This window comes from Granulosicoccus sp. 3-233, from assembly GCF_052681095.1.
In genome coordinates this window covers 918,294-942,992 of record NZ_JBQYLE010000002.1, presented here as the reverse complement: position 1 = coordinate 942,992, position 24,699 = coordinate 918,294, and the positions used below count along the sequence as shown (strand labels likewise).

The following is a 24,699-nucleotide window of genomic DNA, read 5'->3' as shown; positions in this document are numbered from 1 at the left end:
CTGTTGTGCGTTCTGTTGTGCGTTCTGTTGTGCGTTCTGTTGTGCGTTCTGTTGTGCGTTCTGTTGTGCGTTCTGTTGTGCGTTCTGTTGACAGTATCCGGCGGAACTCTGCTATTTTCAAGCTATTTTTGAAATGTTTTTTTATTTTATTATTTAATTCCACAACCGCATGTTTTTACTATATTTATTGTTATTTTTTATCATTTTATGAAAATTATGAAAAATTACTTCATAATCTGATGCAATCAAACCTGCAGCCAAGGACAAGCCATGCCCGCCAGCGACAAGCCGGTCAGCACCACCCGACGTGGACGCGGACGACCCAGAATTCAGCGCAGCGAGACGGAAGTGTCCACCGTGCAGGCGCTGGATCGCGGTCTGACCCTGCTGCAGTTACTCGCCAGAGAAGGTGCCGCCAATCTCAGCGATCTGTCATTGCAGGCAGGCATGCCCGCCCCTACCGCTCACCGCCTGCTGAGCACATTGTTGCGCCAGCAATTCGTCGATTACGACGAGACCTCACAACTCTGGTCCATCGGTGTACAGGCCTACAGTGTCGGCACCAGCTATCTGGCGCGCACCAGCCTGGTAGAGATCGCACGGCCAATCATGCGTGTGCTCATGGAAGACACGGGTGAGACTGCCAATCTGGCGGTCGAAGACAACGGCTATGTGGTGTTCATCTCACAGGTCGAAAGCAATCACCCCATCCGGGCCTATCATCGCCCCGGATCCCGCAGTCATCTGCACGCCTCGGGTATCGGCAAGGCACTGTTGTCGATGCGCAGTCGCGACGAAGTGCAAAAGAGTCTGGAGAAAACCGGACTGCCGGCCTTCACCACACAGACCCTGAGCACACCGACAACGCTGTTCGAGGATCTCGATCGCACGCGTCAGAGAGGCTGGTCCTTTGACAACGAGGAGCACTTCGAAGGCATGCGCTGCGTGGCCGCTCCCATTCTCGATGCCCGTGGTGAACCGGTCGCTGGTGTATCCGTATCCGGCCCCAGTACCCGCTTTCCCGATGAGATGATCAGTCGCATCGGGCCTGTTGTGACAACGGCCGCCAGGCAGATTTCAGAGGCGCTCGGTGCACTGGTCAATCATCCTCGGTGAAGGCATGGTTGTCATGACGCACTCGGCATTCAGGCATTCAGGCATTCAGGCATTCAGGCATTCAGGCATCAAGGCATCAAGGCATCAAGGCATCAAGGCTCCCAGATATTCAACATGACAGCTTCGATCGTGAAGTCCTCTTTCATCCAGAAATCAACCGAAAACCATTGCAGGCAGCTGCTTGTCTGACCGGGTTGAGCCGAGAGCTGAATCAGTTTCTTCTCTGACAGATTCGGTGGTGCCAATGGGGAGCCTGCACAGTGATTGTGCGAGCCGACCGTCAGTGTCTGCGCCTTTGCCAGAAAGCCTGGCAGGGAGAAAGGCCCCTCATAGCCACCGTAGCTTTCCAGTGGAATCAGCCAGTCATTGTCATCTCTCAACTGTTCAACTGTCTTTGTATGGAGTACCTGATTGTTGATACCGAACTGAACAATTCCGTCCTCTGCAAGGTGGGTTTGAAGGGATTCAATTACCACAGATGGCGGATAAGCAGCCACCGCAAAACTCTGGCTTGTCGCCAGACGACCTCCACAATGCCCATTTCGAAACAACCAGGCTTCGGCCGCTTGTGAAGGCAACTTGAACAGACCTTCACCACCGTCACTGCCTCGCCAGTGTATTTCTGACCCGTCAACGTTTTCACGATAGCTGTAGTTGACAACTTCACGTTGCCCATCGTCATCGGTGTCGACACACCGGAATGTTTTACCCGCCAGCAAATCGTCAGCGGGTCTGACAGACACGCTTTCTCCCGGTTCAAGCTGCGTCCCCTTCAGGCGGGTGACGGTTCCGACCAGTGGCGCTGACCCCGTGGGACCGCCCACAATCAGCTCCTCTGTTCCGTCACCCTCCACATCGACGACAACGACCGTATTGAGCGGCCTGTTGGTATCACGCATATCCCATGGACCAAGGGAAGGAACATCACAGGCGGTGATGACAGTCGACCCGCCGCTACGATCCGCAACGAACAAGTCGGCCCCATCCTTGCCGTCAAGATCTGCCGAGAAAAGATATACCGTTGACGGTAGTGTCGCCAGCGGATGGCATGCCGGATGGGTCAGACTTGCATGACCGGAACGGGCAGGCAATGCCAGATTGACAAGCAGCAGTGGCCATAATGCAAGCGGTTGTTCAGTCATCAAACATCTCACGAACCAATCCACCAGCGCACCAATACTCGCGATCAAAACTGGAGGGCTCTTCCACGAGCGCTCTGGCACGCCAGGCTAATTCTAGCAGGTAGCGATTACCCGTTTTCTCGGCCCGTCTTGCAAACGCCAGAATGTCCTTCTCGGCCGGAACATGCCTCTCCGAAGAGTCAACAGCACAGCGGCGCACCGCATCACCCACAATCAGACAGGCGCAGTTGACGAAAAATCGCTGTTTCGGACACTGATCGTCAGCAGCGCACGCCAGAATGACATCGGCATTGCGCAGGCTTGCCACCAGCAGCTCGACGTCCTGGTCAACACCCACGAAGGACTCGGGGTGATACGCCCAATCGACCAATTCACTTTCGGACAAGGGATGGAATTTCATCAGAACTGCCGCCACCAGCTACTGACACTCTATCGGTTGCAGGGCATCGTCAAGACACTCTTCAACCACGATTCCTTGCGGATTTCTCAGAATCTTCGCGAACTTGTATTTGAAGGCACCGCTGGAGAGCTCCACGATCCGGGCCGCAACCCACTGCGTCTCCAGCATCTCTGATACATCGTTGTCACTATGGCGCCAGAATGGACTCTTCATGCCCGAAGGGGCTGCGACAAGGACTTTGCCGACCTTCCTGTCCAGCGCCAGGCAGGCACCGAACATACCCAGACCCGCCTTGGTGGCACAATACACAGGCTCCGTCTCACGCGCGGTGTACTGCGAACTTGACGTGATCAGCATGACCTTGAGGGGCGTATCCAGATGGTTCTTGAGGCGCTGGACCAGCAGCATGGGCGCCACCAGCCCGACATTCACCATCTGCGTGATATCGGCAGTGGACAGACCATCGATCGTCGCTCTCTGACAGAATCCGGCCGAGTAGATCAGCGTGTTCACGACAGGGAAATTCTCGAGCAGTTGATCAATACCGCGATTCAAGTGTGCACCGTCAGCATCGATATCCAGCTCGACGTACCTCGCACCTGACAAACCCGGGTCGTGACGGCCGGTAAGACAAACGCCATGCCCTTCTCGCACATAGTGCCTGGCCAGATCCAGACCCAGCCCGGATGAACCTCCGACAATCAGGATGTTTTTCTTCAAGACAACGAGCTCCATCACGCAGGTGAGAATTGATCCACCCTGCAGTGTACCGTCTGCAGTCCTGTGAGATCAGTCGACAATTACCCGCTTGATCGCATCCAGTGGCACGCAACCGCTAGCCCCCAACCAATGCTCGCCTGATCAGATTCAACCCCATGACCAGGAAAAACCACAACAGCAGGCGTTCGAAGCGCTCCGGCGACAAGCGGCGACGAATCCGCTCTCCCGCACTGAAACCTGCCAGAGAAGGCAGCAGCAACAGGCAGGACATCACCAGCAGAGGGCCGACAATGAGACCCGCGCTTGCATAACCGGTGAACAGTACCAGACTACCCAGACAGAGCAGCACACCGGTGGTGGCGACAAAGGCTTCCTTGCCGACCCCGCGCGCCTTCAGATAGATCAGCAATGGCGGTGCCCAGACACCGGTCAGGCCACCCATGACACCCGCCGAGCTGCCCGCCACAAATTGCGAGAGTCGGTCGTGGCGATCAGGGATGTTCAGAACGGGCAGATACAGACTGGACAGGGAATAGACGGCCACGATCAGGCCCAGCACCCCTGTCAGCAAGCCAACCGGTACGCGTCCGGCCAGCTGCGAGAAAATGGCAATGAAGATCAGCATCATCAACAGCAGCCGCCAGAAACTTCTGAATACCCAGCGAACCCGTCGGTTACGCCAGACCTGCCAGGCGTTGGTCACCACCATGGGAATGACAACCAGCAGAATCGCGGTTCTGGCATCAACGATCTGTGCCAGCAGACTGACCGCGGCGGTCGGGAAGCCGATTCCCAGCATGCCCTTGATGGCACCGGCCAGAAAATAGATGAAAACGGCACTGAACAACAGAGGAGTGAAAACCGATTCCAGGCTCACCCCTTCGAACAGAAAGGCCGTCATTCCGGGCATCTTCTGATCGGACTCATGAATCGCGGCTATTGCGTTGCTGAATTCCTCGCCAGATATCACCCAGTCCGGCCCTGTAATCGGGATAGCGATACTCGAAGCGCAGTGCCTGCTTGCTCAGATCGTTACGCACCCGCTTGTTCTCGCTATAGAAAGAGCGGGCCATGGGTGAGATGTCGGCCGTGGCAAAATCCCTTGCCTCAGGTGCCGGCTTGCCAACCAGTTCATGCGCATGTCGAATGACATCCTGAGGAGCAGCCGGCAGCTCATCCGTGATGTTGAGCACGCCATCGTAACGGTGTTGAGCTGCCAGCAGCGTCGCCCTGGCCAGATCCTCGACATGGATACGATTGAAATACTGTCCGGGCTTGATCAACATGTGAGCACGACCGACAATGGCATCGGCCACCGCATTTCTGCCCGGACCGTAAATGCCCGAAAGACGCAGAATGCTCACAGGTACCTGCCACTCTCTGGCCATTGCCTGCCAGGCCAGCTCGGCTTCCCGTCGTGCCAGGGAACGTGTCTGCGTTGAATTGCAGGCAGTGGTCTCATCCACCCACTCTCCGCCATGATCCCCGTATACACCAATGGTGGACAGATACCCTATCCACTGCAAGGACGAAAATGGCGTGCCGGCAGGCGATGCACGACCGGCCGGAGTCAGGGGACCCAGCAGTTTCAGCATCGGATCATTCAACGGCAGCTCTCGTTGCGGTGCCACGCTGACCACCAGATGCGTCACTCGGGACAGCTCGGCCAGGATCTGATCATTGATCGCATCATTCAGCACACAGCCGGGTATGTTCAGGCTGGCCAGTTCCGCCACACCCTCCCGGGTTCGCCGAGTGCCGCAGACGGTACCGAACCTGGCCGCTTCGACAGCTATCTGGCGACCGCTGTAACCGGCGCCGAGGATCAGGGTATGCATCAGGAATCAGAACCGGTTCAGCCAGGGCAAGCTCGGGACAGGACGGCCAGTGGATTACATCGTCGCACCGATCTGCCAGGGAACGAACTCATGATCACCCAGACCATGGGATTCGCTGAGTGTCTGTGCACCTGAAGCCACCTCCAGCAGACGTCGATAGATGCGTTCTCCGACATCGGCTACCGAATCGCCATCGCTGACGATGGTACCGGCATTGATATCCATGTCATCCGACAGCTGTTGGTACATGTCGGTATTGGTGGCAATCTTCAGGCAAGGTGACGGCTTGCTGCCGAAGGTCGAACCCCGCCCCGTGGTAAAGGCAACCAGGTTGCAACCCGAGGCAATCTGGCCGGTGACCGAGGCCGGATCGTAGCCCGGGGAATCCATGAACACGAACCCATGGGTATCCACTCTCTGGCCATAGCGATAGACGCCATTGAGCATGGTGGTGCCGCCCTTGGCGACCGCCCCCAGGGATTTTTCCAGGATGGTGGTCAGCCCACCCAGCTTGTTGCCCGGCGAAGGGTTGTTGTCCAGCGAACCATTGTTGCGGTCCACATAGTCCTGCCACCAGGCGATGCGACGCAGCAGCTCCTGCGCCACCTCGTCGCTGGCCGCGCGCTGCGTCAGCAGATGTTCGGCACCATAGATTTCAGGCGTTTCGGCGAGCACGGCCGTGCCCCCCTGGCGGGCCAGCAGGTCAGCCGCATGTCCCAGCGCCGGATTGGCGGTGATGCCGGACCAGGCATCCGAACCACCACATTGCAGCGCCAGGGTCAGCTTCGAGACCGGACAGGATTGGCGCTCGATGGCATTGACCTCGTCCAGCATGCTCTCGACGATCTCCACCCCACGGGCTACCGTCTTGACATGCCCGCCGGTGGTCTGGATGTTCATGATTCGCAACAAGGGCCCCTTGGCCAGCTTGTGCGACTCGATGGTACCGGCTATCTGACTGGTCTCGCAGCCCAGCCCTACCAGCAGCACGCCACCGACATTGGGATGCTGTGCATAACCGGCCAGCACGCGCTGCAGGTTCTGAAAGCCTTCGCCCGCCGAATCCATGCCACAACCCGTACCGTGGGTAAAACCGACTACTCCGTCGACATTGGGATACTTGTCCAGCCGGCCATGACCGAAGGCGTCGGCAATGCGGTTGGCCGCCGTCGCCGAACAGTTGACACTGCTGATGACAGCAATGAAGTTGCGTGTGCCGACCCGACCATCAGCGCGAGGATACCCCATGAAGGTATCCGTGCACTGCACTTCTGCCGGCTGCAGACTGGTATCGCGCTCGTGACTGGCATCGGCACTGGTAAAGGACAGATTGTGTGTATGCACATGATCGCCAGCGCGGATATCCTCGGCCGCAATACCGATCAACTGCGCATATTTCTGCACCCGTTCTCCCCTGGCCACATCCGTCAGGGCGATCTTGTGGCCCTTCATGATGCGTGTGGCAACGGTCAGTTCCTGCGGCGCCTGCCCTGCCTGTGTTGCCGGCACCGATAGCTGCTCACCTTCCTTGAGTGTGCGCAAGGCCACCGCAACATTGTCCACAGGTGCCAGACGCAAGAAGGGTTGACTGGCGGATTCCTTGCCATCAAGCCATACAACAGGAGTAGATTCGACCATTTTTCAGCAGCGCACGATAATTGACGACGAAGAGCCGGGCCATGACATCATACTGCCGCGACCCGGAAAACCATAGTGAAACCCGGTGCGCCTACTTCTGTACGAGGCGCATCAGTGCAGGTACGAATTCATCCCCGTGGCCTGCTTCCACCAGTGATTTCAGGCGAGCGGTGGCGGCCGCCGGCAAGCTGGCATCCACACCCACCTCATCGGCCATGGACTGGAAATAGCCCATGTCCTTGAAGCCGTTCTTCAGCGCGAATTCCAGCTTGGTCTCATCGCCTTCGACGGCCGAGGCCATCATCCAGTCGAAGAAATCACTGCGGTTGGGACCGGCTCCCATGACCTGATGCAGCACCTTCAGATCCACATTTCCGGCCCGGGCCGTGGCAACGGCTTCGGCAGCCAGGCAGGCAACAGCCATGGAGTAGCCATTGTTGATCAGCTTGATGCGGTGACCGGCGCTGAGCTCGCCGACATGAAACAGGTTCTCGGACATGGTCTCGAGCAGCGGCTTTGCCCGGTTGAAATCCGCCTCGCTGCCACCGGCCATCATGTTCAGAGTTCCGGCTTCGGCCGCTGCGGCCGAACGCCCCAGAGGCACATCCATCATGGTGCAGCCGGCCTCTGCCAGGCGGGCACCCAACATCAGGGTGGAGTCGGGCCGTGAAGTACCACAGTCGATCAGCATGAACGGGTTGTCCCCCGCAGACAGCAGACCCTCGTCACCCAGCACGATGTTCTCGACCGCATCGGATGTTGTGACGCACAGGATGATGACGTCACAGTGCGCCCGCATCTCGGCCGGGCTGGCGACCTCACGCGCACCCAGTCCGACCAGTCGCTCGACCGGTTCGCGGCGCGTGTGGCCCATGACCGTCAGCGGGTAGCCGGCGGCGATGATATTGGCAGCCATGCCGACGCCCATGGCGCCAAGGCCGATGAAGCCTACTCGTTCCAGATTGCTCATGGTAATACTCTTCCCGAATGCAGAAGTCAGTTGAATCTTGTGGATGACACATGCTGCAGACCGGCAGCACAAGCCCGGTCATCAGCATGGGCAAGGCAGCAGGCCTTGCGCGATTTTAACGTTCAAATTACAGGGTTCAGACAAAAATTGCCAGTCTCGGAAAACCGTCGGCCCGAATCGGTCGACAGGCTTCTGCCGTGATGAACGGCAAGCGAGTGTCGAGTCGCACGTTGGACAACTGCCTGAGCCGAGCGCATTCAGATGGACATGCCGCCATCGACACACAACGTGGTGCCGGACACGAACACGGCGTCATCACTGGCCAGGTACAATGCCGCAGCGGCGATTTCCTCGGCCTTGCCCAGCCTCCCCATGGGCTGTCGTGCAATGAACTGCTTGCGCGCTTCAACCGGATCCTCGAACGCCGATATGCGATCGTCCAGAGACGGTGACTGCACGGTACCCGGCGCCACGGCGTTGCAGCGAATGCCCTGTTTCACGAAATCGGCAGCGATCATCTTGGTCAGTCCGGTCACTGCGGCCTTGGAGGCTCCGTACGCAAAGCGATTGACCAGCCCCTTGTGTGCGGCAATGGATGACACGTTGACAATGGAGCCACCACCGGCCGCGATCATGCCCGGGATCACTGCCTGACTGACGCGAAACATGGATTTGACGTTCAGATCGAAAGCCAGATCCCAGTCTTCATCGGTACAATCGAGGATCGAACCGTTATGCACGGTACCAGCACAGTTGAACAACACATCGAACGCCGCTTCTTCGGCAATCATGGCTTCGATGGCAGACCGGCTCATTACGTCAAGAACGCGAGTCTGAATACCCGGTACCCTGGCAAGCTCGGACAGCTTCTCGCCATTGATATCCGTCGCCACCACGGTGGCACCTGCTTCGGCGAAGGCACGTGCAGTGGCTTCCCCGATTCCCTGTGCAGCGGCGGTCACCAGTGCACGTTTCCCTTCCAGTCGTTTTTTCATGATGCGGAGCGTACCGGAACCTGCACCCGATTGCCAAGTATGATTGACGAACTCATGCGCTCGAATCGACTCCAAAGGGCTGCCGACAGACAACTTTTCCATCATGAAAACCAGACTGCGTAGCACCTTGTTGATCATCCTCCTGCTGTTTTTCCTGCCAGTCGGGGTAATGCTGGCTTCCCACTATTCCGGGGAGCGCGATCACGTCAGAGGCATGAGCCGGCACCAGAGTACCGAGCAGGCTCCCAGTGCCGATTCGGACGAGGCGGTGATCCAGATCTATGCCGCGCGTGCCGCGCGCTGGCGTGGTGCCTTCGGCGTTCACACCTGGATTGCCACCAAACGCACCGGTGAAGATCGATATACCCGCCTGGAAGTCATCGGTTACCGGGTCTACTGGGGCGGTGAGGCAGTGAGGGTGCGCACGGGGGTGCCCGACGCCATGTGGTTCGGCAACCACCCCCTGCTGCTGCGCGATCTACGAGGCGGACAGGAGGTCGACCTCCTGATAGACAGATTGCATCAGGCGGCTGCGGATTATCCCTACAACCACGAGTATCGCGTCTGGCCTGGCCCCAACAGCAATACCTTTACCGCCTTTGTCGCTCGCGCCGTACCCGAACTGCGACTCGAGCTGCCCAGCAATGCCATTGGCAAGGACTTCCTGCCAGACGGCCGGATCGTCGACATGACGCCCAGCGGTACCGGCGTGCAACTGTCACTGGGCGGCTATGCCGGCTTGCTGGCCGGCATCGAAGAGGGTGTGGAAGTCAATATTCTGGGGCTGACCGCTGGCGTCGATCTACTGCCACCGGCGATCAAGCTGCCCGGTGTCGGGCGGCTCGGCTTTCCCGAACTGAGGCGTCTGCAACTACCGGATACCTGAGCACAATTCAGCGACGCTGCCGTTCGGTCTCCAGCTCCGCCACCTGTTTCTGCAGGCTCAGAAAATCCCGGTGAATGCTCATAAGCTGCTGACGTACATCGTTCAGATAGTGCTCCAGCCATTCCTGCACCACCGATTGCACCAGCGTCTTCTGTTCTGCTGTCAGACCATCGATGCGACTCAGATCCAGCACAGGATGACTTGGCATGGGTGGGCTGGCATAGCGACGCAGGGACTCTCCCGCCAGACTCGCCCAGATCCGGGCCACTTCCACGTCCGGATGGGATGCGATGGCCTCATTCACCAGTTGCTCGAGCAATCTGGCGTGTGTGCCGGCTGCCATGGGCAGATGATGCAGACTTCCCATATCAAATCCTGACGAAGATGGTCTTTATTGACAAAACAGTCGCATCATCATCAACTAAAATCCGGTCAGTAACTGTAGGAAGATCACATTCTGACCACAAGCCTGCCAGAGAGGGCACGCCTGTAACCACTTCTGCTGCAGCGGTAACAATCGGAAGTTGCAGGGCACTTTACGCTACGCCCCATCAACGATCCCATTGTCCCGACAACCAACGGACTTGCACACACCATGTTCAATCATCGAACGACCAGCCTCCTGACAACGGGTAACCGTCGTCTGAGAATCGGCCTGCTGAGCATCACGCTGGCTCTGCTCGCTGCCTGCAGCTCATCTGGCACCGATAACGCCGGCCCGGCAGACGATTCTCCACCGTCACAGGGAGGAGGCCAGGACACGGGACAGGACACCGGGGCCACCGACAATGACACGGCGGGACAGGATAACGACGATAGTGGCAATGGGGGTGACAACCCGGATGATGGCGGCAACGGTGGCACCACTGGCACGGAAACCGGTTCGGATACCGGCGCCGATAACGGCAATGACAACAACATCGGCAATGGCACCACGGATTCCGGCGACGGTAACCCGGTATCCTCGGACATCACGGCAGGTCGCGTACTGGGACCACTGCCCAACCCGCCTCTGACGGCCGCCCCGGGCGCCGACAGTGAACCGGTCCGCGCCACCGGCCCAATCACGAACGTCAGCGAATTCTTCGTGGTGCGTAATCCGACGCGTGACCTGGATGATGATTTCGGCGTTCTGACCGATGCCGATTTTGCAGCAGGTCCTCTGCCTGCCGTGCACCATATTCCCGATCATGTGGATATCAGCACGAATGCCCTTCCCTATTTCGACAACCTGACCGATGTCGAGGTCTTCGCCGGTGACGAGCTGACCGTGGTGTTCCGCCCGCTGGATGACGATGGCGGCATCCCCGGACTGTTCCCCAATGCCATACCGGCGGGCGCGCGATATGTCGACAACTTCAATGGCACCCGCTCCCTGATATGGCGCCCACTGCAGCCGCAGGTGGGCATTCAGGAATTCACCATCACCGCCACCGATCCGGTCGAACCTTACTACCGTACCGAGCGCACGATCCGCATCAAGGTGAAGATGCCATCGGACCCCTCCGGCATCATCAACCTGCCGCCGGTCGTCAATGAAATCTGGCCACGTACCGTCAGGGTCAACGACTTCGTCACCCTCTATATCAAGGTCAGCGACCCCAATGGCACCATTCCTTCGCTGGAAATCGCCAACCCGCCCGCCGGTGCCACCATCGTGCCGCATTACAGTGACGAGGACATTTCCATCCTGCGTTTCACGCCACGCAATGCCGAGACCATCGAACTGCAACTGACAGCCCGCGATGCCGAAGATTCCAGTCTCAGCACCTCGCGCACGGTGACGCTGGAAGTACTCGAAGACAGTGACTTCATCCGGCCCGGAACGCGCCTGCGAGAGCTGGCCGCGAGTCGCGATCTGCTGATCGGTTATGCGGCACTGCAAGGCTTCTATGAACAACCCGACGGAGCCTTGTACGCTGACATCGCCGCAGAGGAATTCAATTTCGTCACCACCGAGAACTCCCTGAAGTGGGACCTGGTCAACCCGCTCCCCGGCAAGTACCGCTGGGCACAGGCGGACAACCTGGTGCAACACGCCAAGACACGACGACAGACGGTCCATGGACATACCCTGGTGTGGCACCGGCAGCTGCCCGGCTGGATCCAGCGCTCCCCACTGTCAGAGCGGGAAGGCCACATGCGCGAGTTCATCGACCGCGTGATCACGCGCTATGGCAGTGACATTCCCGTCTGGGATGTCGTGAACGAGGCTCTGGAGGAGGACGGCAGTTTTCGTCAATCCACCTGGTATGAGGCGATGGGAGCCGACTTCATCGATATCGCCTTTCGCCAGGCGCGACTCTCGGCACCCGAGGCCACGCTGCTGTACAACGAGTACGACGTCAGCTTTGCCGGTCCGAAATCCGATGGCCTGATTGCCCTGATGACTGCCCTGACAGATGCCGGCACGCCGGTGGACGGTGTGGGATTCCAGATGCATCTGGACGCCGATTTCGACCGCTACGATGAAGTGGCTGCCACCTTCAACACGATTGCCGCCCTTGATCTGGATATCTACATCACGGAACTGGATGTCTCGATACGCAGTGGCATGACCGAGGAACAACAGGCACAGGTGTACGAAGAGGTTCTGTCACTGTGCCTCGACCAGCCACGCTGCAAGGCCTATCAGGCCTGGGGCTTCACCGACATGTACTCCTGGCGGCGAGAATTCAGTCCCCTGCTGCTGGACAAGCGCTACCAGCCCAAACCTGCGTATTTCGCGATACAGGAGCGCCTGGGCCTCAATTGACCCTGGTGAATGATCTGCCGCAATGACTGCGGCAGATCACCGACCGCATGATGTCAGGCTTGTAGTTCATGCCGGATGCTTCAGGCCATCCGGCATCAGGACAAGACGGTGCGAAGCGTCGAGATTCACACTCCTTGCCAAAACGCGTATCTGACTGGCCGTTACTGACTGGCTGCCTGTTCGGACACGGCAACCCGATTCAGTCTGCTGGTGACGAACAGAACCAGTGCGATCACCAGCAAACCAACGAACCAGGCCAGTGACCACTCTCCCATGCTGAACCCCATGAACCGCCAATGGACTTCGGCACAGTTGCCATCCCCCTTGAACAACAGGGACAGGGTCTGCAACCAGGGCTCGTTCTCCATCCAGTAGGAGAGTCCGGGACCACACTCGGGCACCTTTTCCGGTGGCAGATGCTGCAGCCACACCTGGCGACCAGCCGTGATGATACCGCCCACGGCGCACATGGCCATCAACGCCGCCAGCACTCGCTGCACACCGCGACGAGGGACCGTCAAGAGTCCGATCAGGGCCAGCAAACCGATCAGGATATAAAATAGTCTCTGCGTGATGCACAGCGGGCAAGGGTCCAGATACAGAACCCGTTCAGCATAAATGGCGTAGCTCATCAGGCCGATGACCGAGAACAGACAACCCAACCACATGAGGCGGCGGGCATATACACTAGACAGATTCATGGAAGTGGAAGGTTACGCAAGGTGATTGTGGCGTAAGAGTAGCAAACAGGACGCCACGACGTGCATCGGCATGACACCTGCTCGAACACATGCCCGCGCAGGCAGAGGCTCGCGAATGCTTCAGCGTCGATCGAACCTGCCGCCTGCTCTTGATCAGCTTTCCGCCTTTCGGTTCCCGACTTGCGGTTACACTGCACCTCCACGACAACGAAAAGGACAACGCGCGTGAATTACTGGCAAGAATTCCTGCAGTTCGAATATGCTCACGAAATTCTGATGGCAGTCGGCGGACTGCTGGTCTTTGTGGGCGTTCTGCAGATCGTACGCAGCAGCCTGAAGATGCTGTTCTGGGTCGTCATTGCCGGAATCGGAGGCATCACCGCCAGTTATGGGATGCAACAGGGCTCGATCACGATTCCAGGCATGGAAAAATTGCGTGGCGCCAATCTGGACACGATTGCCTCTAATATCGACACTGACGTACTGGAATTTCTCTGTCAGAAAATCGACACCACGCAGCAATGCCCGGAAACCACCCTGCCCTGAGCATCGATCCATGACGCATGGGGTGTGCTGGGCAACTGCCTTGCGCCGAGCATCGACCACTGTCATTCAGGGAATGCGCAGGTCGCCGCCCTGCCCTGAGTGCTCATGAACGATGCTGCTGATCACAATGAGACATCCGGTCGTGGACTCATGCCTCATCGAGGCTAATGCAACAGGAAGTAGTCCACGAAATACCGACCGCCCTTCAAGGCGATGGTGGTCATGGCCACGATCTGCTCATCGGTTCGTGTGTAGTGTTGCACCCACACCAGGGTGAATGACTTGTGCTTGCGGAAGATCGTCGTCAATTCGCGATTCCCGGGCAGGCCCCAGTCGGATTCACGCTGATCACAGTCGCTCAGAAAGACCTCGGGGGTTATCCGACTCTTCAGATCGACCGAGAAATTCGTACTGTGGAGTTGGTAATCACGTCTGGATACGCCAAGCATGATGTCTTCCATCATGGGCTCGGCGATCTTGACTATCTCGGCATCATTCAGTTCAAGGCAGCTCATGCGCCGGAATATTACACGTGATCACGTCACTTGGCACCAGCCAGGCGACGTGTCATGCAGCTGCGTCAATGATGCAGCGCGATCAGCTCTCTTCCAGCGCCTGCTGCTTGCCTTGACGATAACCCCGATACCATTCGGTTTCGAGCGCCTCATCGGCAAAATAGGAATGATGGCAATTGGAAGGAGTCGTCCCCTTGATACCAGCATCCAGACCGGCCTTGCGGGCCAGGTCGGGAGTGACCTGATGCAGGGGCTTGAACGCTTCAGAGATGACTGTGTTCAAACCGACAAAATCGAACGTACGCTTCATTGGGAGGGCTCCAGACAAGATATGACACCGGGTACCGCCCGGATTTGCAACAGACGTTAGCACTTCACCGCCAAGGCCTATTCCTACTGGTTCTCAGAAGTTCGCAAACAACCTCCCAGACCCATCAGGCAAACCGAAAAGTCAGAACATTGGCGCGTTTTGACCGGTACTGGCTCGCAAGCTGCCCACGCCTCCTGTCGGGAACTCATGCTGCAGTCCGGCCGACATCGGCCGCTACCTGCACTGACTATTTATCACATACCCCGACGATCGACGAAGCGCATGTAACCTGTGAGGTCCCGATGGTGAGAACCCATGCACATTTTCAAGGTTTTACCAGCCAGAAAAGGTTAGCTCGAGCTCGGGCGGATCGACAATGAGCACATTTCGTGAAGTTCACAGCGCAACTGCGAAACTGCCACCGATGCGTTGCCATCTTGACTGACTTCGACTACACCACCCATCCCGGAATTCAGGCACTGAAGCATGTCAGGAATCCCCTGTGCATCTTCGACGTCGACCATTTCAAGGTCCTGTGGGCGAATCAGGCAGGTCTCGCCTTCTGGCATGCCGACTCCATCGAGCACCTGCGAGAGCGGGAAATAGAGCAGCATGTCACCGAGCCGATCGTCAAACGGCTTCAGCAACTACAGACCGACTGCTTTGAACAGGACATCAGCCTGACCGAGCTGTGGACCATCTTTCCGGGAGGTGCCAGCCGAACGGTCGAGCATTCGTTCTCTCCGTTTCCGATCGGTGACGAGACCCGTGCGCTGCTGATCGAGGTCGTCAACGAAATATTCGATGCCAGTTCGGACACCTTGCGCAGCACGGCCGCTCTGCTGCACACCTCGGCAATGATCAGTCTCTACGATGCCGATCATTCGCTGATCTACTGCAACCCTGCTGCCCGTGAGTCACTGCACAGCCGCTGCACGACACTGCCGCAGCGTTTCATCAACGATGCTGACATCTACATCATCGAAGAGGCTCTGGAGCTCGCCGAATGCTATACCACGGAACTGGAAGTCAATACCACGACCGGCCCCCGCTGGCACGAGATGACGCTGCAGAAGAGCGTCGATCCCGTGTCCGGACAACCTTCGATCCTGGTAAGCGCCGTGGATGCCACGGAGCGTCGCCAGGCACAGCAGACCGCCTACAAGCTGGCCTACACCGATTCGCTTACCGGTCTACCCAATCGGGCCGCACTGACCATCTATCTCGATGAGCTGCTGTCCATTGCCGACGAGGAACAGAACGAATTCAGCCTGTTCTTTCTCGATCTGGACCGGTTCAAGATCATCAACGACTCTCTGGGCCACTCCATCGGCGATCAACTGCTGATCGAGGTTGCCCACCGTCTCAAGCAGGCCGTCGGTGGCAACAGCATGGCCAGTCGACTGGGAGGTGACGAATTCGTTCTGATCATGAACCGCGTTACCGATACCGCAGAACTCAAGAACGCCGCAGAGAAGATCCTGAAGGCCATGGCCGAACCGGTCATGCTGGGCAATCAGAAACTGCGTATCCTGCCCAGCATCGGCATTTGCCGCTTTCCTTTCGATGGCGAGACCATCGCCAGCCTGATGGAAAACGCCGACGCCGCCATGTACATGGCCAAGGCGCGTCAATGCGGCTACTGCTTTTTCGACAAGCAGATGACCATCACACTCAGTGCGACCATCAAGGACAAGCTGGGGCTGGAGAATGATCTTGTCTATGCGATTCGCAATCATGAATTCGAGTTGTATTATCAACCGAAGATCTCGTGCCGCACAGGCCATGTCTCCGGCGTGGAGGCGCTGATTCGCTGGAATCATCCGACCCGTGGCCTGGTGCCACCGGACAGCTTCATCACCATTGCCGAAGAAACCGGCCAGATACTGGAACTGGGCAATTGGGTACTTGATCAATCCATGCGGCAGCAGAAGCTGTGGCAGGAAGCCGGACTGCTGGTGCCTGTTTCCATCAATATCTCCGCGCATCAGTTCAACACGGATGACCTGATGATGAACGTGTCCGAATGTCTGGTGCGCAACAGTTGCGATCCGGCCATGATCGAGCTCGAGATCACCGAATCGATGCTGCTGGGAGATGCCGACAGGATCCATCAGACTCTGCAGCAGCTCAGCGCCATGGGTATCCAGCTGACGCTGGACGACTTCGGCACCGGCTACTCCAATCTGGCCTATCTGCAGAAGTACCCTCTGGACATCCTGAAGATCGATCGTGCCTTTCTGGTTGATCAGAAGCGTTCCATGCTCATGGAAACGATCCTGAACATGGGCAAGGTCCTGGGATTGAAGGTGGTTGCCGAAGGCGTCGAGGTTCGTTCACAGGTTGATTGGCTGATCAATCATGGCTGTGATCAGATGCAAGGCTTCTACTTCAGTGAACCCTTGCCGGTACATCAGGTGACGCACTATCTGGAAAAACATTGCGGTGGCGCTGCCCCGGCCATCAAGGCTGCCTGAACAGATTCGGCGGTTGTCGAGTCAGCCCGTCCCGCCTTGCACGGTATCGGTGCATTTCGCAAGCGAAATTGCTGGTAAGCTGTCACTGCTTTAGAACCGGGCAGGTACGCTGCCGGTAGCTGCCAGGGCCAACCAGATACACACGATGAAGGCAGGACCGCATCCTCAGGAAGATGACAGACTTGCCGCGTTGCATGGCCTGCAGATTCTGGATACCTCCAGCGAGGAGGAATTCGATGAACTGGTTGAAATGGCGTCCAGCATCTGCAATACCCCCATCTCGCTGATCAGCCTCGTTGATGCCGACCGCCAGTGGTTCAAGGCCCGTACCGGCTTGCAGGCCGCACAGACCAGCCTGCATGAGTCGGTCTGTGCCCATGCCATCCTCGACGACCAGCCACTGATCATCAGCGACACCTTGCTGGATTCGCGTACCCGCGACAACCCGCTGGTACACAATGAGATCAACATGCGCTTCTACGCAGGCGTACCCTTGAAGACCGAAGAAGATCTGCCCATCGGCACCTTGTGCGTTCTCGATACCGTCCCCCGCAACCTGAGTGCGGAACAGCTGCGTGCATTGCAGGTGCTGGGGCGCCAGGTCATGACCCGTATGACCCTGCGTACGGCCTTGCAACGCGAAACCGAACTCAAGCTGCAACTCGAACAACAGCGCGACAAGCTGCTGTGCATGAACACCAAGCTCAGGAACGCCGATGAAAGCAAGAACCTGTTCCTGGCGATGCTTTCGCATGAACTGCGCAATCCGCTCAGCGCCTTGAGCAACGGTCTGAGCCTGCTCGATGATTCGGAGACCGCTACACAGACACGGCAAACCGTGCAGATGATGCACAGGCAGTGCTCGCAACTGACCCGCTTGCTGGATGACCTGCTGGATGTGTCGCGCATCAGTCGTGGCAAGATCTCCCTGCAACAGCACACCATCGCACTGGCGCCGGTGTTACAGGATGCCTGCGGTAGTATGGCCGGGGATGCTGCCGCCAAACAGATCGGGCTGGAGCTGAACAGCATTCCCACCGATGTCCATGTCCATGCCGACGCCGTCAGGCTGCAGCAAGTCATTGTCAATCTGCTGCACAACGCCATTCGCTATACCCCTTCCGGAGGCCGGATTCGCGTCGATACCGAGGTGAACGCTTCCGAAGTGCTGATTCGCGTCCACGATACCGGCCAGGGCATCTGCAAGGAAGACCTGGAAAAGGTCTTTGATTTGTTCGTGCAGCTGGAGAACACCGGCCTGCCCGCCAATCACGGACTGGGATTGGGTCTGGCGCTGGTCAGTGAACTGGTCAGTCTGCACGGAGGCCAGGTCAGCGTCGAGAGCGATGGCCCCGGCTGTGGCAGTACCTTCTGTGTGGCGCTGCCACTGGCCAGCGGCCCCGTGGAGCAGGATCCGACCCGCTCAGCAGACACTGTCGCCACGAATGCCGCAGCACTGGACGTGCTGGTCACCGACGACAATCTGGACAGCATCAGTGCTTTGGGCCGCCTGCTGGAACGACGCCAACATCAGGTGAGACTGGCAGGATCCGGTACCGAGGCCTTGCAGGCTGCACGGGAAAAAACACCGGATGTAGTGCTGCTGGACATCGGCCTGCCGGACATCTCCGGTCACGAGGTGGCACGTCAGCTCAGAAGCCTGTATCCCGCCCGGGATATCCTGTTGATTGCCACCACCGGCTACGGCCAACCCGAAGATCAGGAACGCAGTCATCAGGCAGGATTCGACCACCATCTGACCAAACCGATAGAGCTGAACGAGCTGAACCGGCTCATGAACGCGTTTCGCAACCGCCGCTCGGCCGGAGACACCGACTGAGGCAGTTGGGGATAGATCAGGACTCCGGTTCGGACGCCTCCGCAGCAGGCGGGACTCGCCCCGACAGGAATTCACCGAGAACCTGCCAGGATTCGATATGGTCACACAGGATCTTGACCACAAGCAGAATGGGCACGGCCATCAGTGCCCCGCCGATTCCCCACAACCAGCCCCAGACCACGACTGCGGTGAATACCGCCACGATATTGAGCTGCAAACGGTGGCCGACGATGGCCGGCGTGATGAAATTGCCCTCTATCGTGGTGCAGGCGTAATAGATCGCCGGTGGCAGCAGCGCCGCGGGCACGGTCTCATAGGTTCCCAGCGAGACGATGGCAAGCAAGCCCACACCCAGCAGAGCACCGGCAAACGGCAGGAAGTTCAGCACCGCTGCCACCACACCCCACAGCACCGGATTGGGCACACCAGCCAGTGACAGCAAGGACATGATCACGATACCCAGCGCACCGTTGATCAGAGTCACCGTCAGCAGGTAGCGCGACACACTGCTCTCCACCTGGTAGGCCACCGTCAGTGCGCGTTTCTTGTCCTGCAACCTCGGCATCACGGCGATCAGCTTTTCCTGGAACAGAGTGCCGGAGGCGAGCATGAACAGCGACAGCACGAAGGCCAGCATGATCGTGGTCAGGCCATTGGCCACCGTGGAGGCTGCCGATGAAATGAGACCCGGCTGCTCCAGCACTACCTTGGTCGGCTCATCACTGCCGGATGCCATCTTCTCGACCTGCTCGCCCGCCTTGCTGATTGCATCCACCGACTGCTTGTAGGGGCTGATCTTCTGCTCCAGTGTCTGTCCGATATTCGGGATGGAGTCGAACAGTTCGGTCATCGGGGTGGACATCATGTAGCCGAAGGAGGTGATGAAACCGCCGACGCTGATGACCAGTAACACCGCCGATACCGGCGCCGGCACATGATGACGAGACAGCGCTCTGACGACCGGCGACAGGGTCAGGGCAATCAGCAGACCCAGTGCCAGAGGCATCAGCAGATCCTTGGCAAAGTAGCAGATGGTCCCCAGCACCAGAATCAGATGCACCGTCAGGATGCGGCGAATCGAAATCAGGACCCTGTCACGCTTCTGCCACTCGCTATCACTCATCGCGCCACCCCGGTCAACGGCTGAGACTTCCACGACAGATGGCTTAGCCCATCGAGCAGCCGAAAGTCATCTGTTGAGCAAAACCACACAGGGACGAACCGGCTGACAGCCGGTCTGCCCTGGTCGACCAGCGAGACACTCCGATGTTCAACGACGTCGAATGCCACAGAGCCAGCCCACCTGTGGCAGCTGGCAGATACGTGCGGGTCGGAGTGACGCATGGCAGAGCGTTTTCGTCGGAGTATCCCGGAATGTTAGCGCCGTTGAGGTTCAAACGGCATGTCCGGCACTTGCCAGCCCGTTCTTACACGGTTTGCCTGTCTTGCTGCACCGCTTGCGATACCAGTCTGTCCACCAGCTCGACCCAGTGCAGCACCTGCCGGCCACTACCACCTTGCAGGTGCAGCTGACAGCCGATATTGGCGGTGGCGATGATATCGGGCTCCTCGGCCAGCAGATGGCCGAGCTTGTTGTCGCGAAGCTGCTGGCTCAGTTCCGGCTGGAAGATCGAATAGGTACCGGCCGACCCACAGCAGGTATGCGACTCATCGACCGCTGTCAGAACAAAGCCGAAACGACCCAGCAACGTTTCGGTCACCAGCGGCAGCTTCTGACCGTGTTGCAGCGTACAGGGCGAATGAAAGGCGATCTTGCCCATGGCCGCAGCCTGACTCCGGAAGCGCTGCAGATCTTCCTGCTGCAGCACCTCGATGAGAACTTCAACGATATCCTTGCTCAGCTGGCTGATCTGCCGGGCCTTGTCGGCATACCGATCGTCATCGGCCAGTACGTGTGCGTAATCCTTGAGCATGACGCCACAGCCACTGGCTGTCGAGATGATGGCCTCGCAACCGGCCTCGATGGAAGGCCACCAGGCGTCGATGTTCTGCCGCATCAGTGCCTTGGCCTTTTCCTGCTCATTGAGGTGGAAGTGTACGGCGCCACAGCAACCGGCCTGTGTGGCAGATTGCAGAGTGATTCCGAAGGCATCCAGTACGCGAGCGGCACTGGCATTGGTGGCAGGTGTCATGGACGGCTGAACGCAGCCTTCGAGGACCAGCATGCGACGCTCATGAGTCGCTCCCGGCCAGCTGCCCGGTTCTTGCGCAGGCGGCACCCGGGCAGCCAGTGTTGCCGGCAACAACGGTCGCAGGGTCTGCCCTATCCGAACCATGGGAGCCATGCGTTTCGAATACGGCAGCACGCTCAGAATGGCCTGTCGCTTCCAGTAATCAAGACCGCGGCGAGGCACCTGCTCCTCGACCAGATCCCGTCCCAGATCGACCAGATGACCGTATTCGACACCTGATGGGCAGGTTGTTTCACAGTTGCGGCAGGTCAGACAACGATCCAGATGCGTGCGTGTACTGGCTGTGGGCGTGTGGCCTTCCACCACTTGCTTGATCAGATAGATACGACCCCGTGGGCTGTCCTGCTCGTCGCCCAGCAGATTGTAGGTGGGACAGGTTGCCAGGCAGAATCCGCAATGCACACATTTTCGCAGGAGCTCTTCAGCGGCAGTGGCGCGTGGATCATTGACCAGCCCGAGGGCGATGGTTGTCTGCATGGTTCAAGCCTCCGTGGCCGTCTGGGAGCCGGAAAGTGAATCGAGCTCCGGATGAAAGCGACCACGATTGAACAGGCGCTGAGCATCGAAACTGTCTCTGACCCGGGCCTGCAACCGCCGCATGACACCTTCCAGTGGCTGCAAGGCTGGTTCTTCGACGGGCCCGGATGCATAACGAACGGCATGTCCACCGCAAGCCCTGGCTGCCCGGTGGATATCATCGGCGGTCGCTGCCGACTGCAGCCAGCGCTGCGCGCCTGCCCAGTCATGCAGCCAGTCACCCGGCACTGCCAGCGCATCGGCGTGATCCGCCACGGATACTCGCCACAGGCGCCTGTCACCCAGACTGTCCCCGAAGAAATCATGCTCATGATCTCTCACCTGTTGCCAGATAGTGGATTCTGCGGCAGCCAGTGTCTCTCCCCCCAGCATGCGTGCAGCGGCAGAGACCGCCGCCTCACTGCCACTGAGTCGCAGATAGCGCCGGTCATCGATCAACATCGCACCCGACAAGGGCAGCGGCCGACGCAACAGCGCTGCAAAGGCTTGCGTGTCGTTCGAAGTGGCCTCTTGCACCAGCGTCAGCTCTGCCTCCGGTCGGGGCAGCACCTTCATGGAGATATCCAGCAACACGCCCAGAGTGCCGTAGGCACCGATCTGCAGTCGGGAGACATCATAACCGGCAACGTTCTTCATCACCTCTCCGCCGAATGACAAGTCCTGCCCCTGGCCATTGATCACGCGCGTACCCAGCACATGATCACGCGCCGAACCGGCGAAGGGCCTGGCAGGTCCGGACAGACCGCAGGCCAGCACACCGCCGATGGTGCTTCCCGGCAACACCGGCGGCTCGAAAGGCAGCATCTGTCCGGCCTCGGCCAGTATCCGGTTCAGTTCGATCAGTGGCGTACCAGCCCTGACACTGACCACCAGCTCCGTCGGCTCGTAATTGATGATGCCCCTGTGCGTGAGCATGGACAGCGCGTCGGCACGCTGATCCAGTGGACGATGATTGCCCAGCATGTGCTTGCTGTTGCCGCCTACGATGTTCAGTGGTGTCGCGGCTGCAGCTGCCTGTCGTACGCGCTCCAGCAGAGCCGCGCTGTCGTCGTTGTCAATCACGGATGGACCGTCCTGTCAGAATCGTTCGAGTTCGGGAAACGGCAGTTCGCCGTGATGAATATGCATGGCACCGAATTCGGCGCAGCGTTGCAGTGTGGGTACCGCCTTGCCGGGATTGAGCAGGCCCTGTGGATCAAAGGCGGCCTTGACCGCATGAAACTGGGTGATCGTATCGGCATCGAACTGAACACACATCTCGTTGATCTTCTCCAGGCCAACGCCATGCTCACCGGTCACGGTCCCACCCACCTCGACACACAGTTGCAGTATCTGACTACCCAGTTGCTCGGTACGGTGCAACTCACCGGGCTTGCCGGCGTCGAACATGATCAGCGGGTGCAGATTGCCATCGCCGGCATGAAACACATTGGCAATGGGCAGTCCGTATTCGGCCGACAGCTCGTCCATGCGTTGCAGGACATGGGACAACTGTCTTCGCGGGATGGTGCCGTCAATACAGTAGTAGTCCGGAGCCAGTCGACCGACAGCGGGAAAGGCCGACTTGCGCCCTTTCCACAGAAGCAAGCGTTCCGCCTCACTGGCCGCGATGTGCAGACTGCTCACCGATGATTCCCTGAAGACCTCGGACACCCGTTCGATCTGCGAGACCACCTCCTCGGCCGTGCCATCGAGTTCGCACAGCAGCAAGGCCGCCGCATCGGTCGGATAACCACACTTGGCAAATGCTTCAGCGGCAATGATGGCCGGTTTGTCCATCAGCTCCAGACCGGCAGGAATGATGCCGGCGGCAATGACCCGGCCTACGGCGTCACCGGCTGCCTCCACACTGTCGAAGGCAGCCATGACAAGCCTGGCCTCCGGAGGGACGGGAAGCAGTTTGACCGTGACTTCCACGACCACCGCCAGCATGCCCTCCGAACCGGTCATCAGCGCCAGCAGATCGTAACCGGCACTGTCCAGACTGCCACCACCGAGAGTCAGCAGCTCACCGTCTATCGTGACAATGGTCACCGACAGCACGTTGTGAACGGTCAGACCGTATTTGAGGCAATGCACACCACCGGAATTCTCGGCAATATTGCCACCGATGGTACAGGCGATCTGCGATGAAGGGTCCGGGGCGTAATACAGGCCATGGGGTCGAGCCGCATCGGAAATGGCCAGATTGCGCACCCCCGGCTGGACTCGCGCGTAGCCCAGCTCACGGTTCAGTTCGAGAATGCGATTGAACCGGGCCAGCCCCAGCAATATCCCGTCTTCGTGCGGCAAGGCACCACCTGACAGACCGGTACCCGCGCCGCGTGCCACCACCGGTACCGCATTGGCACTGGCCCAGCAAAGCACCGCCTGAACCTGCTCGATGGTGTCGGGCAGCACGACCAGCAAGGGCGTGGCCTTCAGGGCGGTCAGACCATCGGACTCATAGGGACGCAACTGTTCCTCGCTGGACAGAATCGACTCCGCTGGCAGCAGTTGCGCCAGTTCCCGTGCAAAACGCTGGCGGCGTGAGTGGCGGTCGCGGCGTTGCGCGTCGGTGGCTGCCGGCGACGCCGCCCCTGTTCCGCCAGGGGGTTGCGGCGGCACGGGGGCGGCAGACTGATCAGCAGGTTCAGCAGACATCTTGATACTCCGACACGTGACTGGGTGACTGGAATCGGGAGATTCCACGGCAATCACACACAATATCAAACTGGCAAGCTTTCCTGCACTTGATCGCACACGACTTGTGCTTGCCGGGTACCCGGTATCGATCGGTCATCAGACGATGGTTCGCCCGTCTCGACGACACCATCATCCTTGCTAACCTCATCCGTTTTACCTTGACACGGTAGTAGTACAGACTCACAGCACCGGACACGTGACCGCAAGAGGCGATACCGAATGCCCCGGCAAGGTAGTTTGACTACACGATGACAAGACAGTTACCCATCGCCAGGGCGCGATTCAACGTTCCCGGACACAAGTATCTGATCCCCGGGTGCGGTAAACTTGTCGCATCGGGTAGCCGCCAGCCTGACAGCCGGCGGTAATACATCATTTGTAGATTAACTACAACTCTATCAACCAACCATACAGT

The 24,699-nt window shown here is 58.7% G+C and carries 22 protein-coding genes; 6 read left to right on the top strand and 16 right to left on the bottom strand.

Features of this window, described 5'->3' with window-relative positions:
* Nucleotides 1-270 precede the first annotated feature (270 nt).
* Nucleotides 271-1,116 (top strand): HTH-type transcriptional regulator BhcR, encoded by an 846-nt coding sequence (gene bhcR, locus ACUNV4_RS08955; RefSeq protein ID WP_430878171.1) that lies wholly within the window; start codon nt 271-273, stop codon nt 1,114-1,116.
* Nucleotides 1,117-1,208: 92 nt separating this feature from the next.
* Here bhcR and ACUNV4_RS08950 read toward each other — a convergent pair whose 3' ends face one another.
* The 8 genes from ACUNV4_RS08950 to ACUNV4_RS08915 form a co-directional block, all read right to left on the bottom strand.
* Nucleotides 1,209-2,258, bottom strand: coding sequence for a hypothetical protein (locus ACUNV4_RS08950; RefSeq protein WP_430878170.1), 1,050 nt, complete (start codon nt 2,256-2,258; stop codon nt 1,209-1,211).
* The gene (locus tag ACUNV4_RS08945; protein ID WP_430878169.1) at nt 2,251-2,658 is read right to left on the bottom strand and encodes a hypothetical protein; all 408 of its coding nucleotides are present in this window, start codon (nt 2,656-2,658) and stop codon (nt 2,251-2,253) included. The genes ACUNV4_RS08950 and ACUNV4_RS08945 overlap by 8 nt, the downstream gene beginning before the upstream one ends.
* A gap of 18 nt (nt 2,659-2,676) precedes the next feature.
* Nucleotides 2,677-3,378 carry an SDR family NAD(P)-dependent oxidoreductase gene (locus ACUNV4_RS08940; protein ID WP_430878168.1) on the bottom strand — a complete coding sequence of 234 codons (702 nt, stop codon included), beginning with the start codon at nt 3,376-3,378 and terminating at the stop codon, nt 2,677-2,679.
* Between the two features lie 115 nt (nt 3,379-3,493).
* Nucleotides 3,494-4,288 carry a sulfite exporter TauE/SafE family protein gene (locus tag ACUNV4_RS08935; protein WP_430878167.1) on the bottom strand — a complete coding sequence of 265 codons (795 nt, stop codon included), beginning with the start codon at nt 4,286-4,288 and terminating at the stop codon, nt 3,494-3,496.
* Between the two features lie 13 nt (nt 4,289-4,301).
* Nucleotides 4,302-5,216 carry an NAD-dependent epimerase/dehydratase family protein gene (locus tag ACUNV4_RS08930; protein ID WP_430878166.1) on the bottom strand — a complete coding sequence of 305 codons (915 nt, stop codon included), beginning with the start codon at nt 5,214-5,216 and terminating at the stop codon, nt 4,302-4,304.
* A 54-nt stretch (nt 5,217-5,270) separates the two neighbouring features.
* Nucleotides 5,271-6,854, bottom strand: a complete 1,584-nt coding sequence (locus ACUNV4_RS08925) for a UxaA family hydrolase (protein WP_430878165.1) — start codon at nt 6,852-6,854, stop codon at nt 5,271-5,273.
* 91 nt (nt 6,855-6,945) lie between these two features.
* Nucleotides 6,946-7,824 (bottom strand): NAD(P)-dependent oxidoreductase, encoded by an 879-nt coding sequence (locus tag ACUNV4_RS08920; protein WP_430878164.1) that lies wholly within the window; start codon nt 7,822-7,824, stop codon nt 6,946-6,948.
* A gap of 257 nt (nt 7,825-8,081) precedes the next feature.
* The gene (locus ACUNV4_RS08915) at nt 8,082-8,819 is read right to left on the bottom strand and encodes an SDR family oxidoreductase (RefSeq protein WP_430878163.1); all 738 of its coding nucleotides are present in this window, start codon (nt 8,817-8,819) and stop codon (nt 8,082-8,084) included.
* Nucleotides 8,820-8,922: 103 nt separating this feature from the next.
* Between ACUNV4_RS08915 and ACUNV4_RS08910 the strand changes: the two genes are divergently transcribed.
* The gene (locus ACUNV4_RS08910) at nt 8,923-9,705 is read left to right on the top strand and encodes a DUF3750 domain-containing protein (protein ID WP_430878162.1); all 783 of its coding nucleotides are present in this window, start codon (nt 8,923-8,925) and stop codon (nt 9,703-9,705) included.
* Nucleotides 9,706-9,712: 7 nt separating this feature from the next.
* On the opposite strand, the gene ACUNV4_RS08905 is transcribed toward ACUNV4_RS08910, so the two are convergent.
* Nucleotides 9,713-10,072 (bottom strand): hypothetical protein, encoded by a 360-nt coding sequence (locus tag ACUNV4_RS08905; protein ID WP_430878161.1) that lies wholly within the window; start codon nt 10,070-10,072, stop codon nt 9,713-9,715.
* 228 nt (nt 10,073-10,300) lie between these two features.
* Here ACUNV4_RS08905 and ACUNV4_RS08900 point away from each other — a divergent pair, with 228 nt between their 5' ends.
* On the top strand, nt 10,301-12,460 hold the full coding sequence (locus tag ACUNV4_RS08900; protein ID WP_430878160.1) for an endo-1,4-beta-xylanase: 2,160 nt from the start codon (nt 10,301-10,303) through the stop codon (nt 12,458-12,460).
* A 161-nt stretch (nt 12,461-12,621) separates the two neighbouring features.
* On the opposite strand, the gene ACUNV4_RS08895 is transcribed toward ACUNV4_RS08900, so the two are convergent.
* Nucleotides 12,622-13,161 carry a disulfide bond formation protein B gene (locus ACUNV4_RS08895; protein ID WP_430878159.1) on the bottom strand — a complete coding sequence of 180 codons (540 nt, stop codon included), beginning with the start codon at nt 13,159-13,161 and terminating at the stop codon, nt 12,622-12,624.
* A 225-nt stretch (nt 13,162-13,386) separates the two neighbouring features.
* Here ACUNV4_RS08895 and ACUNV4_RS08890 point away from each other — a divergent pair, with 225 nt between their 5' ends.
* On the top strand, nt 13,387-13,707 hold the full coding sequence (locus tag ACUNV4_RS08890; protein ID WP_430878158.1) for a hypothetical protein: 321 nt from the start codon (nt 13,387-13,389) through the stop codon (nt 13,705-13,707).
* Between the two features lie 164 nt (nt 13,708-13,871).
* Here ACUNV4_RS08890 and ACUNV4_RS08885 read toward each other — a convergent pair whose 3' ends face one another.
* The gene (locus tag ACUNV4_RS08885; protein ID WP_430878157.1) at nt 13,872-14,222 is read right to left on the bottom strand and encodes a hypothetical protein; all 351 of its coding nucleotides are present in this window, start codon (nt 14,220-14,222) and stop codon (nt 13,872-13,874) included.
* Nucleotides 14,223-14,304: 82 nt separating this feature from the next.
* Nucleotides 14,305-14,532, bottom strand: coding sequence for a hypothetical protein (locus ACUNV4_RS08880; RefSeq protein WP_430878156.1), 228 nt, complete (start codon nt 14,530-14,532; stop codon nt 14,305-14,307).
* A 437-nt stretch (nt 14,533-14,969) separates the two neighbouring features.
* On the opposite strand from ACUNV4_RS08880, the gene ACUNV4_RS08875 reads away from it, so the two are divergent.
* Nucleotides 14,970-17,009: a putative bifunctional diguanylate cyclase/phosphodiesterase gene (locus ACUNV4_RS08875; protein WP_430878155.1), complete on the top strand. Its 2,040-nt coding sequence runs from the start codon at nt 14,970-14,972 to the stop codon at nt 17,007-17,009.
* A gap of 145 nt (nt 17,010-17,154) precedes the next feature.
* Nucleotides 17,155-18,849 (top strand): hybrid sensor histidine kinase/response regulator, encoded by a 1,695-nt coding sequence (locus ACUNV4_RS08870; RefSeq protein ID WP_430878154.1) that lies wholly within the window; start codon nt 17,155-17,157, stop codon nt 18,847-18,849.
* A 16-nt stretch (nt 18,850-18,865) separates the two neighbouring features.
* On the opposite strand, the gene ACUNV4_RS08865 is transcribed toward ACUNV4_RS08870, so the two are convergent.
* From ACUNV4_RS08865 to ACUNV4_RS08850, 4 genes are all read right to left on the bottom strand, one after another.
* The gene (locus ACUNV4_RS08865; RefSeq protein WP_430878153.1) at nt 18,866-19,972 is read right to left on the bottom strand and encodes an AI-2E family transporter; all 1,107 of its coding nucleotides are present in this window, start codon (nt 19,970-19,972) and stop codon (nt 18,866-18,868) included.
* A 304-nt stretch (nt 19,973-20,276) separates the two neighbouring features.
* Nucleotides 20,277-21,539, bottom strand: a complete 1,263-nt coding sequence (gene glcF / locus ACUNV4_RS08860; protein ID WP_430878152.1) for a glycolate oxidase subunit GlcF — start codon at nt 21,537-21,539, stop codon at nt 20,277-20,279.
* A 3-nt stretch (nt 21,540-21,542) separates the two neighbouring features.
* Complete coding sequence (glcE, locus tag ACUNV4_RS08855) at nt 21,543-22,661, bottom strand: glycolate oxidase subunit GlcE (RefSeq protein ID WP_430878151.1); 1,119 nt, start codon at nt 22,659-22,661, stop codon at nt 21,543-21,545.
* Nucleotides 22,662-22,676: 15 nt separating this feature from the next.
* Nucleotides 22,677-24,242, bottom strand: coding sequence for an FAD-linked oxidase C-terminal domain-containing protein (locus ACUNV4_RS08850; protein WP_430878150.1), 1,566 nt, complete (start codon nt 24,240-24,242; stop codon nt 22,677-22,679).
* Nucleotides 24,243-24,699 lie beyond the last annotated feature (457 nt).

Excerpts from the sequence above, each read along its gene's own strand:
- ACUNV4_RS08895 (WP_430878159.1), bottom strand. The coding sequence starts at position 13,161 with ATGAATCTGTCTAGTGTATATGCCCGCCGCCTCATGTGGTTGGGTTGT.
- ACUNV4_RS08925 (WP_430878165.1), bottom strand. The coding sequence starts at position 6,854 with ATGGTCGAATCTACTCCTGTTGTATGGCTTGATGGCAAGGAATCCGCC.
- ACUNV4_RS08945 (WP_430878169.1), bottom strand. The coding sequence starts at position 2,658 with ATGAAATTCCATCCCTTGTCCGAAAGTGAATTGGTCGATTGGGCGTAT.
- ACUNV4_RS08910 (WP_430878162.1), top strand. The coding sequence starts at position 8,923 with ATGAAAACCAGACTGCGTAGCACCTTGTTGATCATCCTCCTGCTGTTT.
- ACUNV4_RS08930 (WP_430878166.1), bottom strand. The coding sequence starts at position 5,216 with ATGCATACCCTGATCCTCGGCGCCGGTTACAGCGGTCGCCAGATAGCT.
- glcF (WP_430878152.1), bottom strand. The coding sequence starts at position 21,539 with ATGCAGACAACCATCGCCCTCGGGCTGGTCAATGATCCACGCGCCACT.
- ACUNV4_RS08880 (WP_430878156.1), bottom strand. The coding sequence starts at position 14,532 with ATGAAGCGTACGTTCGATTTTGTCGGTTTGAACACAGTCATCTCTGAA.
- ACUNV4_RS08920 (WP_430878164.1), bottom strand. The coding sequence starts at position 7,824 with ATGAGCAATCTGGAACGAGTAGGCTTCATCGGCCTTGGCGCCATGGGC.
- ACUNV4_RS08865 (WP_430878153.1), bottom strand. The coding sequence starts at position 19,972 with ATGAGTGATAGCGAGTGGCAGAAGCGTGACAGGGTCCTGATTTCGATT.
- ACUNV4_RS08905 (WP_430878161.1), bottom strand. The coding sequence starts at position 10,072 with ATGGGAAGTCTGCATCATCTGCCCATGGCAGCCGGCACACACGCCAGA.
- ACUNV4_RS08870 (WP_430878154.1), top strand. The coding sequence starts at position 17,155 with ATGAAGGCAGGACCGCATCCTCAGGAAGATGACAGACTTGCCGCGTTG.
- bhcR (WP_430878171.1), top strand. The coding sequence starts at position 271 with ATGCCCGCCAGCGACAAGCCGGTCAGCACCACCCGACGTGGACGCGGA.
- ACUNV4_RS08950 (WP_430878170.1), bottom strand. The coding sequence starts at position 2,258 with ATGACTGAACAACCGCTTGCATTATGGCCACTGCTGCTTGTCAATCTG.
- ACUNV4_RS08915 (WP_430878163.1), bottom strand. The coding sequence starts at position 8,819 with ATGAAAAAACGACTGGAAGGGAAACGTGCACTGGTGACCGCCGCTGCA.
- ACUNV4_RS08850 (WP_430878150.1), bottom strand. The coding sequence starts at position 24,242 with ATGTCTGCTGAACCTGCTGATCAGTCTGCCGCCCCCGTGCCGCCGCAA.
- ACUNV4_RS08900 (WP_430878160.1), top strand. The coding sequence starts at position 10,301 with ATGTTCAATCATCGAACGACCAGCCTCCTGACAACGGGTAACCGTCGT.
- ACUNV4_RS08885 (WP_430878157.1), bottom strand. The coding sequence starts at position 14,222 with ATGAGCTGCCTTGAACTGAATGATGCCGAGATAGTCAAGATCGCCGAG.
- ACUNV4_RS08935 (WP_430878167.1), bottom strand. The coding sequence starts at position 4,288 with ATGCCCGGAATGACGGCCTTTCTGTTCGAAGGGGTGAGCCTGGAATCG.